Genomic DNA, 16,069 nt, shown 5'->3' on the forward strand with positions numbered 1-16,069 from the left:
ATTTTCTAAACTACAACTTTTTCCAAAATCAATTTAGAACGCTTTACTTGTTCAGGAATAGCAACGGGATAATTACCAGTAAAACAAGCAGAACAGAAACTATTAGTATCTTCTCTGGTGGTTTCTAACATTCCTTCCCAACTCAAATAAGCTAGACTATCAACCTGCAATTGTTTGGCTATTTCCTCTACCGATTTTGTCGCAGCAATTAATTGATCTTGGGTATCAGTATCAATACCGTAAAAACAAGGGTGTGTCACAGGAGGAGACGAAATTCTCATGTGAACTTCTGCTACACCAGCATCACGAAGGGCCTGCACGAGTTTACGGCTAGTAGTTCCCCGGACAATGGAATCATCAATAATTATAACTCGCTTACCGAATAAAACATCTTTGAGGGGGTTAAGTTTCATTTTAATCCCTGATTCGCGCATGGCTTGGGTAGGCTGAATAAAGGTGCGGCCGACGTAGCGATTTTTAATTAGTCCCTCACCATAAGCTATACCAGAAGCTTGGGAAAAGCCAATGGCCGCAGGTATACCAGAATCAGGGACACCGAAGACTAAATCGGCTTCTACGGGAGATTCTGCTGCCATTTTCCGTCCTAAACGCATTCGATAACTGTATAAAGTTTCATTGTGCATGAGGCTATCGGGACGGGCAAAGTAGATCATTTCAAAGATACAAAGTTTACGTTCTGACTGTTGATGCCACTGAAATGATTCTAAACCAGTTTCGGTAATCCAAACTAATTCCCCAGGTCCGACATCACGCAGATATTCCGCGCCGATAATATCTAAACCGCAAGTTTCGGAAGCGAGAACGTAACGCACAGGTTCACTATCTAATGTGCCAATTACTAAGGGACGAATCCCGTTAGGATCACGGACTCCCATTACACCGGCAGGAGTAGCAATAGTTAGGCTAAATGCGCCATGACAGCGTTTAAAAGCATACATTGCGCCTGTAATCCAGTCTGCACCAGCGTTGACTTCTTGAGCGATCGCATAAGCAATCATTTCTGAGTCTGTTGTTGTGATTAAATCAAACTTATCTTTGATTAACTCAGAACGCAATTGTACAGTATTGACTAAATTACCATTGTGTGCTAAAGCTAATGAACCCAACCGAGTTTCCACCACAGCAGGTTGGGCGTTAACTTTGCGACTAGAACCAGTAGTAGAATAACGGGTATGACCAACTGCCAAATTACCTGGTAATTGCTCTAAGATAGTTTCATTAAATACCTGAGACACCAAACCCATATCTTTATGCTGGTAGACGCGTGAACCTTCAAAGGTAGCAATCCCAGCAGATTCTTGACCCCGATGCTGGAGAGCATATAATCCAAAGTAGGTTAATTTAGCAACATCTTGTTCTGGAGCATAAATGCCAAAAATACCACAAGCTTCTTCGGGTTTGTCACTGGTATTTTCATAACTGTTGATCAAGTTATTAGCAATTTCGGGGTATTCATCTAAGGTGACGGAATTAATGGGAATCATACTGGTATTGCTCCTGGTGGGGATGTTGTTCACAAGTCAAAAGTCACAAGTCAAAAGTCAAAAGTAAAGAAATCCTACCTGTCACCTTACTTTATGGATAGTTGAAACATTCTTAACAAATCGTTAACCATCCATTAAAACATTACCTTAAATTGGTGAATTATCAAGTATGAATTGTGAATTTTCATCTTGTTTTCTGCGAGATACCCCATCCACTCCTTCGAAGAAGCAAGCTACAGCGAAGCAGGTTGGGACGGGATAATGCGTTTAATTTAATGGTACTCTTCGAGAAAGCTTCGCCTACGACACTGTTAAATTAAACATTTTCCGAGTTGACAATACAATTAAACCCGTGTTTCGCTGTATCAATCGGACTTTTTTAGCTGTACATTGACCCAATCTTTTCCAAGATGCGTCACTAACTGAAACTTGTTTTTCTGTGTCTCCACTAACCCAACCGAAAAATGTTTTCTTACCTTGAGTAGCTTCTACAAAATCACCTTTTCTGAATCCATGCCTTGTTGTAGTTCCACCATATTTACGTCTATTTCCACCTTTCGAGAAAACCATTAAATGTAGTTGTCTACGACTAATGGGAGGAGGACGTAAAATAGTAAATTGCGACTCAGTAATAGTTACATTACCTACCCAAGACGCACCATGATTTTTAATGTCATTCCATGTTTGGTATTTCACAAATTTTGAATGGAAGAACTAGATGCAACATTTGTAAAGTGTATTTATTGGATTGAACAGCAATACCAGAAAACATTTTACCCGGGTCTAAACCAATTACGATTTCTTGAGCTTTTGTATTAGATGATTCAGTTATCAACTGGACATAAAAAATACCTAACTTGTTGAATTTACCAATTGCTTTACCCAACGTCTAGCGCGGCTAGACTTAGTTGGCATTAATGGAATATTGTCTACTGAAATTACAGGTACTCGCATAAAGAGATAATCCTTGGAGTAAAAGTTTAAGTCCCCTCGCCCAACTAATCCAAAATGTCTTGGCTTGTACCCAACGACTAAACAAATAGTCTTGCAGATCATCCAAACTGGGGAAGTATTTGGAAGTGCGTATCAGGATTAGTCTCAGTGGGCTAGTCAAACACGTAATTTTTGTTAATTACAAGCCCCATCCCTATTGACGGGTGGGGTTATTGACGTTCGACTCGAACATTGCGAGCTATCGCACCTCCCATTTTTTATTTAAAATCTGGTACAAATCTGTTATTACCATAATTTATGGGTTAGGGAAGCGACGCGTAGCAAGATCCCGAAGGGTGTGGTTAAAACCGCCGTGATCATTAAATTACTAGTTTTTGAGTGGATATAATCCTAGGAACTAGCAAACCCGTTTAAGTCCCCTCGCCCAACTAATCCAAAATGTCTTGGCTTGTACCCAACGACTAAACAAATAGTCTTGCAGATAATCCGAACTAGGGAAGCATTCGGAAGTGCGTATCAGGATTAGTCTCAACGAGCTAGTCAACCACGTAAAGTTTGTTCTTTACAAGCTCCATACCTATCGTCGGGTGGGGTTATTGACGTTCAAACCTTGATTTTTGATCTGGTTCAGATGTTACTATGAACTGCTAGACGTTTAGAGATTGCCCCATAATAGCGATCGCGCATATCTTCAATACTAACCTGAACTAACTTATGGTTGTCTGCCGTTAAAATCTGCAAATTGCCAGAATTAACTACAATACCTAGTTTTTGCCAATATTCCCCCAAATGCTCTTGTAAATAAGATTCCCAAATTTCTTGATTTTCCCCACTCACAGAAACTAAAATTCTTGCTCCACCTTCACCAAAAAGCACTTCATCAAATCGTAAATCATGATTTGTCGTGATTGGGAAATTAATTTCTGCCCCCAAATTTCCAGAAAGACAAGATTCTGCTATAGCAACAGTCAAACCACCTTCAGCGGAATCATGGGCAGATTTTACCCAACCAGTGCGAATACCATGACGACAAGCCTGTTGTACACACCGTTCTAAATCAAAATCAACTTTAGGCGGCCTACCTGCAATTGTATGATGAATTGTTGCCAAATATTCAGAAGCGCCTAATTCAATTTTAGATTTTAGATTTTCGATTTGGGATTGAATAGGTAAACCAAGCAGGTAAATTATATCACCTAGATTTTGCCAACCCTGTCCGCAAATTTTAGTCAAGTCTTCAATTAAACCCACCATACCCACAACGGGAGTTGGGTAAATTGGTTGAGGATTTCCCTCCGCGTCAAAGGTTTCATTATATAGAGACACATTCCCCCCAGTTACCGGCGTTCCCAACTCCCGACAACCTGCACTCAAACCCCGACAAGCGGACGCTAATTGCCAATAACCAATGGGGTTTTCTGGACTACCAAAATTGAGGTTATCCGTCACAGCCAGGGGTTCAGCGCCCACACAGCTAAGATTCCGGGCAGCTTCTGCTACTACTGCCTTAGCCCCTTCATAAGGATCAAGATAGACATAGCGAGAATTACAGTCTACCGTAGCCGCAACAGCAGATTTTGGATTTTCGATTTGAGATTTTGGATTTTGGATTTTTTCTAAAGGACGAAGACGAACTACAGCAGCATCAGCCCCACCTGGTAATAATACTGTGTTGTTTTGAACTTGATGATCATATTGGCGATAAACCCAGCTTTTAGAAGCAATAGTAGGAGTATCTAACAAAGTCAATAAAATATGATTCCAACTTTGCCAATTTCTGCCAATTTCAATTCCTGTCACATCACAAGCGGGTAAATTATCTTTTGTCCATTGCCAAGCCTTGATAGCATACTCTGGTGCTTCTGTCAATAATTCTCTTTCATATAAAGGTGTATTTTCCGCTAAAGCCTCAGCGGTAATTTCGGCGGCGATTTTCCCCTCAAACCAAATCCTGACAATGGGTTCAGCAATTACCGTACCTGCAACTACCGCTTGTAGTCCCCAACGGTGGAAAATAGCGATTAATTCCTGTTCTCGTCCTTTTTCGGCGACAAATAACATTCTTTCTTGAGATTCCGACAGCAGATATTCATAGGGTATCATTCCTGACTCCCGCACCGGAATTTTATCTAAATCAAATTCAATACCGACACCACCTTTAGCGGCCATTTCCGAAGTTGAACAAGTGATACCCGCAGCGCCCATATCCTGTGCTGCTACTACAGCCCCAGTTTTAAATGCTTCTAAACAAGCTTCAATTAAGGACTTTTCTAAAAATGGATCTCCCACTTGCACCGCAGGACGATTATCCATAGACTCCTGGGTTAATTCTGCACTAGCAAAACTTGCCCCTCCCATACCATCCCGCCCGGTGGTTGAACCTACATACAGCACGGGATTTCCCACGCCTGAAGCTCCTGATTTGACAATTTCCGAAGTTTCCATCAAACCGAGAGCCATGACGTTAACCAGGGGATTTCCAGAGTAAGCGTGGTCAAAATACACTTCACCACCCACAGTGGGAACGCCGACACAGTTGCCATAATGACTTATTCCCGCAACTACGCCTGTAAACAATCTTTGGGTTTTCGGGTCATTCAAATCACCAAACCGCAAAGAATTTAATAAAGCAATAGGACGCGCCCCCATGGTAAATATATCTCTTAAGATTCCACCTACTCCAGTTGCAGCGCCTTGAAATGGTTCAACAGCGGAGGGGTGGTTATGGGATTCTATTTTGAACGCCAATTGTAGTCCGTCACCGATATCCACAACTCCAGCATTTTCCCCAGGTCCGACGAGAATCCGCGGTCCGGTGGTGGGAAACTGTTTGAGTAAAGGGCGGGAATTTTTATAACAGCAATGTTCTGACCACATGACCCCAAACATACCTAGTTCGGCTTTGTTGGGGTGACGACCTAAACGGCGAACGATTTCTGCATATTCTTCTGGTTTTATGCCTTCTGAGGCAATTTCTTGGGTAGAAAATGGATTTTCACCAAATGTGGTCATGGGAGTTATGCACCAAGAGGACAGAGGAATATTTTATAGCAACATAACGCATAATTCAGGACTACTATATAACCCGACATTCCGCACTTCATAATGTAGTATGAGGCTTTTTAAGAATTATTCTTAATAATGCTTAAGTAATTAAGTATTAAAACTTAAAATTTTTGATAACATAAGTATTGTTAAAATACAATAAAAAATAAAATCAAGGAAATATTCGCGTATTGCAAAACGAAGTGCGGAATATGGACTAAAACATGGGTTCGGCCTTTCTGTGCATTGATACCAAAATTCTCCCATGTCATTTAAAGTGGATGTTTGAGTGGTTTATTCGACACACTACCTTTGATTTTCCCACTCTTGAGATGTACGGAATTTGTCCAAAACTCCAATAGAAGTCCTACAGTTGGCAAAATGTTATAAGTCTTGATATAACTTGTAAATAAACAAGATAAAAAATTTATGAAGGATAATTACGGCAAATTTGGCCAGTTCAAATTCAAATTATTGGTCAAAATCGTCAGTATAATGGGATTAGTCGGCACTAGTCTCCTGATGAATGTAGTATCTCAAGCACAAGAAGTACGCAATCCCAAACCAAGTATTTTCAACGAACCACTCTACAATCGTGGTAAAAAACCTAGTGAAACCCCAGTCAACAAACCCACCCCAGCCTCAACAACAGTTCCCGCTGCTCCCACTGTTAAACCCACCTCAGCAGCGCCCATAACAGAAATAAAAGAAACCAGGAACTTAATAGTGTTGGCTAACGCCAATGGCTCATTCAAAACCCTCATTAAAGCCCTAACAGCAGCGGGACTCATAGATACTTTACAAGGGGAGGGTCCTTTTACTATTTTTGCCCCCACAGATACGGCATTTGCACAATTAAAAGACAAAAACGCCGTTACAGATCTGCTAAAGCCAGAAAATAGAAAAATATTAGTGGATGTTTTAACTTATCATGTAGTACCTGGTAAAATCCTTTCTAGTGATTTGAAATCTGGGGAATTGAAAAGTCTACAAGGAGAACCTATTAAAGTAAGCATTGATAAGAAAGTTGTCAAGGTTGAATACGCTAACATAACTAAGGCAGATATCCAAGGTAGTAATGGTGTTATTCATCAAATTGATCATTTGCTCATACCTCCTAGTTACTAGATTTTCGATGTTTGATTGGTAAAAATATCAAGTTCAAAATCTACAATTTTTACATAATCTGGAAATTTTAATCAATAGAAAAGCCCAGTTAAAATACTATTTAACTGGGCTTTAAAAAAAATTAATCAGACTAACGAGCTTTAGCAGTTGACTTTCCTTCGGTTGTTTTTATTGCTTCAATTAACTGCATCATCAATTGCTCAAGCTTTTGTGCTACCTCTTCCTCTTGGTGTAAGTTTTGCTCTAACAATTGGACAATTTGGTTTTGTCCCATTTGTTCAGCAACTTTAATCAAACGACGATAACAAGCTATTTCTAGTTGTTCAATTTTACTATGCCATTCTGCCAGTCCTAAGTCTACAATTTTGGGATTATCTGCTGCTAAAAGTGTAAATTTCTGACATTCACTAATTAAACCAGACGCAAGATCACAGGTAATTCTTTGTGGTTTTTCTCCTAAAATATTTAACACCTGTTCTAAGTTTTTAATGTGCTGTTCAGTTTCTTGAATATGTGGCTCAATTACCGTCTTCAGCTTATTATTTTGACAACATTGCCACATCATTTGCTGGGCTTCTAAAAAGCGATTTTCAGCATCAAACATGGTGTTTATCTCATAGATAAACTTCTGTTGCAAATTGGTGATTTTGTTTGTAATTGGACGCTCGCTAAGTTGAACCATGATTATTCTCCTGATGATATGAAACTGCATTTAGCAGCAGTTCTATTAACTTTAGTTCTACTTTGATTTATTCTCTTCTGACCAAAGATACAGTATAGGTGTGAAATATAATTTGTTATTTAAGTGACAAGATCAGACTTGGGGAATAGGACTATAATTTGTGTGATTAATTTAACTATTATTCATGAAGTTTTGCAGATATTACCCTTTTATACAATACAAACTAGACCGGAAAAATAAGTTTAATTACTTAAATTATCAAAATCACCAAAATCACGGTTTAGACTTCCCCAATTGCGTTAAAGTAAAGATAAATTAAGAAAATGCTGTCAAAGAAATGGCTGCTCTCAGTTTAGAATTAATTTCAACTCAGTTAGAAAGTCCCAATTTGCGCGATCGCATGATAGCTCTTGCTAGTTTACGTGATGTATCCGCTGCTGAGGCTGTACCTTTAATTAAAAAGGTATTAGATGATGATTCCCTGCAAATGCGTTCCATGGCCATTTTTGCTCTAGGTATCAAGAAAACACCAGAGTGTTATTCTATCCTAGTAAAAATTCTGGAAACAGATCCAGATTATGGTATCCGTGCTGATGCGGCTGGAGCTTTAGGATATCTTGAAGATAATCGAGCCGTGGAAGCCTTATCACGGGCATTTTATGAAGATACAGATTGGCTAGTAAGGTTTAGTGCGGCTGTATCTTTAGGTAATATTAAAGACCCCCGCGCCCATGATATTCTCATTCAAGCCTTAAATAGTCAAGAAATAGTAATTCAACAAGCTGCTATTTCTGCGTTGGGAGAAATCCGGGATATAGATTCCGTAACACATATTCTCCGTTTTGCTGAATCAGAAGATTGGTTAGTGCGTCAACGTCTCGCTGAAGCTTTAGGTAATTTACCCACACCCCAAAGTGTCTCAGCTTTAAAATATCTAGCAAAAGATAGTCATCACAACGTTGCTCAAGCGGCCAGAATTTCTCTGCAACAACTTGAGAAAACCAACAACTTGAGTTGAAATTAAAGTCTCTTCCTAGTTTTTAATAATAAAAGAGATTGTTAAAATTATGATGCAGGGGTAGTTTTATTTATGAAGGTTGAAGAATTTTTTGAATTAAGTGCTGGAAAATGGTTTTCTCACCGCACCAGTCACCATTTAGCGTTTAAGCAGTCAGAAGATGGTAAATCAGACATCGTGATTGAGATGTTAGCCGCTGATCATCCTGAAGTGATTAAACTCTGTCAACAGTATGAAATTGAGCCGCATACAGCCACTTGTGGGGCCCGTGTCACCTGGAATGGGACAATGGAATGGGACGAGGAAAAACATGAGGGTTCGACGGTTTTAGCTACAGTTCCCAATGCAGATAATCCAAATGAAGGTAAATTACTGCGAGAAATGGGTTATGCGGAAAAAGCCCCCGTTGCTGGTAGCTATAAAATCGGTGATGATGGTGCTTTGACACTGATTACCGAATATGAAACTATGTGGTCTGAAGAAAGACTATGGTTTGCTAGTCCTAATTTACGGATGCGAGTAAGTGTATTAAAGCGGTTTGGTGGTTTTAGTATGGCTTCCTTTACATCTGAAATCCGTATGGGTAGTACGGATGCTTCTAAAAAGGCTACAGAAGCCGCTAATTCGCTAAAATCCTAAAATACAATATTGAGGCTGGTAATGGGTAATTGGTAATTGGTAATTGGTAATTGGTAATTGGTAATTGGTAATTGGTAATTGCCTTTTGCCTTTTGCCTTTTGCTTTTTGCTTTTTGCTTTTTGCTTTTTGATTACATTCATATTGTATAATTACTTGGGAATTTTTTTGTTAAATGTGCAATAAATTAGCCAGAAATTCCGGTAATGGTAAAACAATCAACAACAATAAAACCATTGACATTAATCCCATAAAGTCCCGTTTATTATCTAATTCAGTAACATCATTTAAAGCAGGTTCATCACTTAAAGGAATGAATAATAAAATAATTGCCCACAATAAAAATTCCTCTCTAAGGAGCGAAAGTATTAGTAATGATAATCTGGCAATTTGACCAATAATAACAGCAGTACGTTGTCCAAACATAGCATGAACAATGTGACCTCCATCTAATTGTCCGACCGGCATTAAATTTAAAGCTGTGACAATTAATCCTAAAAAACCTGCTACTGCAACCGGATGTAAATCAATAGCTGATTTTACAGTTAATTCACTTCCTAAAGCTAATTTGGAGAGTAAAGCTAATAAAATCGAATATTTAGGATCAAGTGCATTGGGGTTTAACATTCCGGTTTTTTCCGGTAAAGCTACTATTTCCGAATTAGCTAAACCCCAGAATAATAAAGGTACAGTTACAATAAATCCTGCTAAAGGTCCAGCAATACTCACATCAAATAAAGCCTTACGGTGAGGTATGGGACTTCGCATAGTGATAAAAGCGCCGAATGTTCCCAGGAAAAAAGGTACAGGAATAAAATAAGGTAATGTAGCGCGAATTTTATAGAATCTCGCTGTTAAATAATGTCCTAATTCATGAGTAGCTAAAATAGTCATTAAACCTAAAGCATAAGGTAAACCCTGAAAAAATAATGTGAAATCAGATTCTAGTTGTGAGACTTGAAAACCCGCAATTTTCAACCCGACAAAGGTGGTACTAACTAAGGTTGCTATTAATAATACCAATGCTAACCCCGGTTGAGTAATTTTTTCTGCATCTCGTTGGTTATTTTGTTTAGCAGCTTGAGAATTAGGAACTAAAACAAAAAATGGTTTATCATTTACTCCTTCTTGAAATATAACTAAAAAGCGATCGCCAAATTCTTTTTCAATATTAGCTTTAATTTCTTCGTAAGCTGCACTAGCCATAGTTCGCAAATGTCCTCGACAAATAATTGCTTGGGGACGATATTCGATTTTTTGGATAAAATATACAGACCAGGGAAAACAAGTTCGCAGTTGTGCTTCTTCTGCTAAGTCAATAGGACGAACTGGTGGTGTTTCTACTGTAGAATTACGGGAATTATTAGGAGAATTATTATTTGGTTGTTCTTGATTGTCTTGAGATTGATTTTCTCGATTTACAGGTAATTGTCTGCCCGAATTAAACAATACCCAATACAATAATAAACAAATCACTGAAACCGAAATAATTAGCCCAGAGGGAGGTGATTGTTTGACACCATATATCAGACTCCAAGCAGTAGATATAAATGCTGGTGTCATTAAAACTAGCCACAATAACCACACTGGGGTTCTTGTAGCCCGTGCGACACTGTACTGCATTAGTAAATAAGTTAATAACCCCAGAACGATAAAAAACCAAAATGTCATATTATTTACACTATAATTAGATAGAATACCTTACCTGTAATTTCTATTAAAGATTTTGATGCTTAGTTGAACAGCAAAAAGCTTATTTATTCCCTTTAACCGTCACCAATCTTACTGATGAATTTACTCTCAATGTTACAACACAAATAATTTAAATACTAGACTATTTTCCAGCGTTTTCTTATTTATACTATCGTAAATTTGACAGTATTTTATTTTTTGGATGATTTTTTGGAGAGCATTTATTTGCTAACCAGTAGGACAAACATTTATCAGCAAACACTTCTAAAACTTTTCATTTTTTATGCGAGACTGTACAGAATCATCAAATCCATTAGTTCATAGGACTTACGCACAAGTCACGGAATAATGAACCACGAAGGAACGAAGAGAACGAAGAAAAGAGGGTTTGAGAGATATTTTGCGTAAGTCCTGGTTCACATTAATTCATTAGTATTTATCTGTGTTCAATTATTCTTGAAGACTTATTTTATCGAGTTTTATCATAACTTAGTATTATGTAAATTAACACATATTTTTATTTTTAAGCGATTTTATTCAGAACTTTAGTCCTCTCTTCTAGACGCTGGGCGAATAGAATAAGGGCTAAAGCCATAACTGGAAAACAAAAATGATCATGTTTTCTGATGCTTGCTTAAGTCTTATATCAATTAGCTAGTAGTGCCATAGCTGCTTGATATTGAGCGTCTTTCACCGTACCAATTTGTTCGCGGTTGATAGGTTGTTGGGGAATAATTTGATCAGGCTTAATTCCTAATTTGTTAATATCTCGATGGTTAGGAGTTTCATATTTAGCAATTGTCACTGCTAAACCAGAACCGTCGGATAATTCAAACAAAGATTGAATTAAACCTTTACCAAAAGTCCTTTCCCCGACCAATTGAGCGCGATGATTATCTTGTAATGCACCGGCTAAAATTTCGCTGGCGCTGGCTGTTCCCTGATTGACTAGAATAACTAAGGGATCTTGTGTCATGGCCGGACCCCAGGCTTCATAACTTCCTTGAATGCCTTGACGATTAGCAGTATATACTATTGTACCAGAATCCAACCATAAACGAGCGACTTCGATTCCAGCTTGTAAGAGTCCACCAGGATTATTTCTTAAATCAAGAATATAGGCAGACGCGCCTTTTTCTTCTAAAATCGAAATAGCCTGTGTTAACTCTTTCACCGCATTAGCACTAAATTGAGTTAAACGAATATAAGCAATTTTATTTCCTGTTGGGGATAATTTTAAATCATATAGAACAGGGTTAAGAGTAATGCGATCGCGTACTAATACAACTTCTTGATCTTTTTCTCCTTCCCTACCAATCAAAAGCGTAACCACACTGCCCAATGGTCCACGCATTTGCGCCGCTGCTTCATCAAGAGAGATATTCTCTGTAGATAGACCCTCAATTTTCAAAATGCGATCGCGCGGTCTTAAACCTGCTTTATCGGCTGGAGAATTTTCAATAGGTGTAATCACTTCCAAAATACCAGTTTGGGGATTGAGAGCGATTTGTAATCCCACACCCGTAAGTTCTCCAGAGGTGCTAACCTTTAAACTGCGATACTTTTCAGGTTCAAGAAAACGGGTAAAAGGATCATCCAGCCCTTTGAGCATATCCCGAATTGTGGCATAAGCGGCTTCATGATTGACAAAACGATTTTTAAGTGCTTTTTGTCGGACATCAAGCCAGTTTTGATGATTAAAAGTGCCATCTAAATAAGAACGGTTAACAATTCGCCATACTTCATAAACTAACTTCTGTTCTGGAGTCAAAGCCGAGGCCGGGGGAATATAGCCAGTAAACACCAAAGCGAAAAGCAGTAATAGTAAACATCCTAGCCGCCAAGCCCGTTTGTGAATAAACCCTAATTTCAGTTCCATGTCAGACTCAAATTCCCTAAAACTTTGTGTAATGCTCACTTGTTGATGAAATCTATCTCTCGACTATGTTACTTTTTTTATAGAAGCAGTGCATTATTCTCATAAAGTTGCTAGTCCAACTGAATGAGATGTCCATTCTTCCTGATCTAACGATAAAATCTTTTTTGGGGTCAACATTGTCATTGTCAGTCCATTAAAGACGAGAGACAGGAAGAAACACTCACTAAACTAGGGTAACTTACACCCTTAACGCTCGTAGACAAGTAGAAGCCAATTCTCTTGAGTAAAACGAGAAGCGAACCCTCTAACTTAGGTTAGTTGAATAGTCGTTCCCGACTAAGCTTCGCATCACAAAACTTATCAACCGCAATCTATTTTTTAGGAACTTAGGATTGTATGGCCAACGTTTATGACTGGTTTGAGGAACGCTTGGATCTCCAAGAGATTGCTGATGATATTACCACCAAATACGTTCCTCCCCACGTTAACATTTTTTACTGTTTAGGTGGAATTACCCTAGTTTGTTTCCTGATCCAGTTTGCGACTGGATTTGCGATGACATTCTACTATAAACCTACAGTTACCGAAGCTTTTTCTTCTGTAGAGTACATCATGAATGAAGTCAACTTCGGTTGGTTAATTCGCTCCATTCACCGCTGGTCAGCCAGTATGATGGTACTGATGATGATTCTCCACACATTCCGCGTTTATTTGACTGGTGGCTTCAAAAAGCCCCGGGAATTGACCTGGGTAAGTGGTGTCATTCTTGCAGTTATTACCGTTTCCTTCGGTGTAACAGGCTACTCTTTACCTTGGGATCAAGTTGGTTACTGGGCTGTAAAAATTGTTAGCGGTGTACCAGAAGCAATTCCCGTAGTCGGCGTTTTTATATCCGATTTATTACGTGGTGGTTCTAGTGTTGGTCAAGCTACACTCACCCGCTACTATAGCGCCCACACCTTCATTCTTCCTTGGCTAATTGCTGTCTTCATGTTGTTCCACTTCTTGATGATTCGCAAACAAGGTATTTCAGGACCATTGTAATCACTTTGTCATCAAAGTTATTAGCCAACAGCTATAACTTGTGTTTCCAGATCATCGGAGTTTGTTTTAAACTAAAAGAAAACAACTGGATATCGGAAATCACAAGCTAGTTGTAAGCTAATAGCTTTCGCTAATGCTTTAACCTCAATTCAGCCGGAGAGCGCATTTAAAAATGTCAACGCAAAAAAAACCGGATCTGAGCGATCCTAAGTTGAGAGCCAAACTTGCCCAAGGCATGGGTCATAATTATTATGGTGAACCCGCTTGGCCTAACGATTTGCTGTATATATTTCCTGTCGTCATTATGGGTTCTTTTGCCTGTATTGTCTCTTTAGCTGTTTTAGATCCAGCTATGACAGGTGAACCAGCTAATCCTTTTGCTACTCCTTTGGAAATTTTACCAGAGTGGTATTTGTATCCTGTATTCCAAATTTTACGCTCATTACCTAGTAAACTATTAGGTGTATTAGCAATGGCTTCTGTACCTTTGGGACTAATTCTTGTTCCTTTCCTGGAAAACGTGAACAAGTTCCAAAACCCCTTCCGTCGTCCCGTAGCAACAACTGTATTTCTCTTTGGTACTCTTGTGACTCTGTGGCTAGGTATTGGTGCTGCGCTCCCATTAGATAAATCCTTAACTTTAGGATTGTTCTAAGGTAGTTCCAGTCAAACATAAACCTGATAACGTCTGTGGTTTTCAAGGGTGTATAGAAGACAATATCTGAAAAACAAATAACACTAGGTCTTTGATGATCTATTGTGATTGATATTGATATTTCAAAATATATGCTCTTGAAGACCAACAGGCGTTAACTAATATAGAATTGGAGCGGGAGAATCTTGAGATTAGTGATCACGAGGGAGTCAAAACCAAAATATCCCCAATCTCAAATCACCTGCCAATTTTCCCCAGTCTAAAGTATTATCCACTTATTTTTTATTCAAATTAGGGTCAATGCTTGGCATAGTGCAGCAGGACCATCGGACTGTGAGGAGCGATCTTAAACTCCTAAACGAAGTGCAACAATGGTTTGAAGAATTTTGTCACCAATATTTACCGAAATATGGCTGGTCAGACAGTCAAATTTATCGTCTTAATCTAGCTTTAGCAGAAGGTTTTACCAACGCTGTTCGTCATGCTCATCATTCTTTACCACCGGAAACAGCGATAGAAATTCAAGTCAGTCTATGGATTAATAGACTGGAAATGAGAATTTGGGATTATGGAAAACCATTTAATCCTGATGTGATCACTGAACCAGTACCGGGGACTCTACAAGTAGGTGGGTATGGATGGTTTTTACTCCGACGTTTGGCTGATAAAGTCGTCTATGAGCGTGATCAAGATACAAGAAATTGTTTGTTAATTGTCAAATATTGTTTAGATGAATCACACTAAGTAGGTTGGCGTGAAAAATTGTCGTTATGACAAGGGAAGAGGGAACAGGGAACAGGGGACAGGGAACAGGGAACAGGGAAGAGGGAACAGGGGAAAGGGAAAAGAGGTTACAGGGGACAGGTTACAGGAATTAACAGGAATTAAAAAGTTAAAATAAAAGGGTATAATAACTATTTAGTTTATTAAAAAGTTCTATTTCCGCCATTTTCCATCAGCAAAAAATAAACTCGCTATCCTAGAGTCAGCAGTACAAATTTGAGACATGAGCTTTAAAAACTTGCAATTCAACTTTGAAAAAATCCGCCCCTGGCTGACCCTGTTAGCAATTACCTGGTTATTAGCATCATTGGGCTTGGGCTGGTTAGTTAATTCTTTAGTAATTATTGTTGGCTTATTGTTATTTTTACCCGTAGCAGCATTTTTTGGGTTTCGCTGGTGGTTACAAAAGAATCTGGTTAGTGGACAGTGTCCCGTATGTGGATATGAATTAACAGGTTTAAATAATAGTCAAACACAGTGTGCTAACTGTGGAGAGCGATTATCAGTTAAAAACAGTCAATTTCAACGTTTTACACCGGAAGGGACAATTGATGTGACAGCGGTTGAAGTCCAAGCCCAATCATGGGAAGATTAGTCAGTGGTCAGTGGTCAGTATTAAGTTGGAATCTAGAAAGGAGTTTAGCTAGTTAAATATTTGCCAACTAATACTAACTAATGCTATGCTTTTCTTATGGCATACATACCACTTAGAAAAGCGGTCGAATTTCTGGGATTGCATCCAAACACCTTGAGGAGATATGCAGATGAGGGGAAAATCAAAAGCATTAAAAACCCGGCAGGACAAAGATTATACGATGTCGAATCATACATCACGGGCGATTCAATTAGAACTCCCACTATTTGCTACTGCCGGGTCAGTTCCTCAAAACAGCGAGATGACCTTGATAGACAAATCGCCTATATGCAATCCCTCTACCCAGACGCAGAAATCATCAAAGATATTGGCTCAGGACTCAACTTCAAAAGAAAAGGTCTGCGCTCCAAACTGGACAGACTTTTGCAAGGAAATAAATTCATCCTTGTTGT

General features: G+C 38.8%; 16 protein-coding genes and 1 pseudogene. 9 read left to right on the forward strand and 8 right to left on the reverse strand.

The window, feature by feature from the left end:
* Positions 1–5 precede the first annotated feature (5 nt).
* The 4 genes from purF to purL form a co-directional block, all read right to left on the reverse strand.
* The gene (gene purF / locus H6G25_RS04365; RefSeq protein ID WP_190391409.1) at positions 6–1,505 is read right to left on the reverse strand and encodes an amidophosphoribosyltransferase; all 1,500 of its coding nucleotides are present in this window, start codon (positions 1,503–1,505) and stop codon (positions 6–8) included.
* 300 nt (positions 1,506–1,805) lie between these two features.
* Positions 1,806–2,201 carry a hypothetical protein gene (locus H6G25_RS21035; RefSeq protein ID WP_242034878.1) on the reverse strand — a complete coding sequence of 132 codons (396 nt, stop codon included), beginning with the start codon at positions 2,199–2,201 and terminating at the stop codon, positions 1,806–1,808.
* Positions 2,179–2,391: an RRXRR domain-containing protein gene (locus H6G25_RS21040; RefSeq protein WP_347239144.1), complete on the reverse strand. Its 213-nt coding sequence runs from the start codon at positions 2,389–2,391 to the stop codon at positions 2,179–2,181. The genes H6G25_RS21035 and H6G25_RS21040 overlap by 23 nt, the downstream gene beginning before the upstream one ends.
* A gap of 695 nt (positions 2,392–3,086) precedes the next feature.
* Entirely contained in the window at positions 3,087–5,471 is a 2,385-nt protein-coding gene (gene purL / locus H6G25_RS04375) for a phosphoribosylformylglycinamidine synthase subunit PurL (RefSeq protein WP_190391410.1), read from the reverse strand.
* Between the two features lie 252 nt (positions 5,472–5,723).
* On the opposite strand from purL, the pseudogene H6G25_RS04380 reads away from it, so the two are divergent.
* Positions 5,724–5,866, forward strand: a pseudogene (locus H6G25_RS04380) (IS630 family transposase); the annotation flags it as partial.
* 67 nt (positions 5,867–5,933) lie between these two features.
* Positions 5,934–6,632, forward strand: a complete 699-nt coding sequence (locus H6G25_RS04385; RefSeq protein ID WP_190391411.1) for a fasciclin domain-containing protein — start codon at positions 5,934–5,936, stop codon at positions 6,630–6,632.
* Between the two features lie 130 nt (positions 6,633–6,762).
* Here H6G25_RS04385 and H6G25_RS04390 read toward each other — a convergent pair whose 3' ends face one another.
* Positions 6,763–7,314, reverse strand: a complete 552-nt coding sequence (locus tag H6G25_RS04390; protein WP_190391412.1) for a DUF892 family protein — start codon at positions 7,312–7,314, stop codon at positions 6,763–6,765.
* Positions 7,315–7,651: 337 nt separating this feature from the next.
* On the opposite strand from H6G25_RS04390, the gene H6G25_RS04395 reads away from it, so the two are divergent.
* Together H6G25_RS04395 and H6G25_RS04400 are read left to right on the forward strand one after the other, a co-directional pair.
* Complete coding sequence (locus tag H6G25_RS04395; RefSeq protein WP_190391413.1) at positions 7,652–8,332, forward strand: HEAT repeat domain-containing protein; 681 nt, start codon at positions 7,652–7,654, stop codon at positions 8,330–8,332.
* Positions 8,333–8,404: 72 nt separating this feature from the next.
* A complete protein-coding gene (locus H6G25_RS04400) occupies positions 8,405–8,971 on the forward strand; it encodes a phycobiliprotein lyase (RefSeq protein WP_190391414.1) in 567 nt (188 codons plus the stop codon).
* Here the strand turns inward: H6G25_RS04400 and H6G25_RS21045 are convergent.
* The 3 genes from H6G25_RS21045 to ctpA all read right to left on the reverse strand — a co-directional run bounded on the left by H6G25_RS21045 (position 8,960) and on the right by ctpA (position 12,540).
* Complete coding sequence (locus H6G25_RS21045) at positions 8,960–9,112, reverse strand: hypothetical protein (protein WP_242034879.1); 153 nt, start codon at positions 9,110–9,112, stop codon at positions 8,960–8,962. The two genes, H6G25_RS04400 and H6G25_RS21045, sit on opposite strands and share 12 nt — an antisense overlap.
* Positions 9,113–9,140: 28 nt before the next feature.
* On the reverse strand, positions 9,141–10,640 hold the full coding sequence (locus H6G25_RS04410; protein ID WP_190391415.1) for a site-2 protease family protein: 1,500 nt from the start codon (positions 10,638–10,640) through the stop codon (positions 9,141–9,143).
* Positions 10,641–11,307: 667 nt separating this feature from the next.
* Positions 11,308–12,540 (reverse strand): carboxyl-terminal processing protease CtpA, encoded by a 1,233-nt coding sequence (gene ctpA, locus H6G25_RS04415; RefSeq protein WP_190391416.1) that lies wholly within the window; start codon positions 12,538–12,540, stop codon positions 11,308–11,310.
* Positions 12,541–12,936: 396 nt separating this feature from the next.
* Here ctpA and petB point away from each other — a divergent pair, with 396 nt between their 5' ends.
* The 5 genes from petB to H6G25_RS04440 form a co-directional block, all read left to right on the forward strand.
* Positions 12,937–13,584 carry a cytochrome b6 gene (gene petB, locus H6G25_RS04420; protein WP_028083689.1) on the forward strand — a complete coding sequence of 216 codons (648 nt, stop codon included), beginning with the start codon at positions 12,937–12,939 and terminating at the stop codon, positions 13,582–13,584.
* Positions 13,585–13,756: 172 nt separating this feature from the next.
* The gene (gene petD, locus H6G25_RS04425) at positions 13,757–14,239 is read left to right on the forward strand and encodes a cytochrome b6-f complex subunit IV (RefSeq protein WP_028083690.1); all 483 of its coding nucleotides are present in this window, start codon (positions 13,757–13,759) and stop codon (positions 14,237–14,239) included.
* A gap of 300 nt (positions 14,240–14,539) precedes the next feature.
* A complete protein-coding gene (locus H6G25_RS04430; RefSeq protein ID WP_190391417.1) occupies positions 14,540–14,983 on the forward strand; it encodes an anti-sigma regulatory factor in 444 nt (147 codons plus the stop codon).
* A 262-nt stretch (positions 14,984–15,245) separates the two neighbouring features.
* A complete protein-coding gene (locus H6G25_RS04435) occupies positions 15,246–15,617 on the forward strand; it encodes a hypothetical protein (protein WP_190391418.1) in 372 nt (123 codons plus the stop codon).
* 96 nt (positions 15,618–15,713) lie between these two features.
* Positions 15,714–16,069, forward strand: a 356-nt coding sequence (locus tag H6G25_RS04440; protein WP_190391419.1) for a recombinase family protein, incomplete at its 3' end; no start/stop codon positions are given.

It is taken from the genome of Dolichospermum sp. FACHB-1091 (assembly GCF_014697585.1).
Taxonomy (GTDB): Bacteria; Cyanobacteriota; Cyanobacteriia; order Cyanobacteriales; family Nostocaceae; genus Dolichospermum.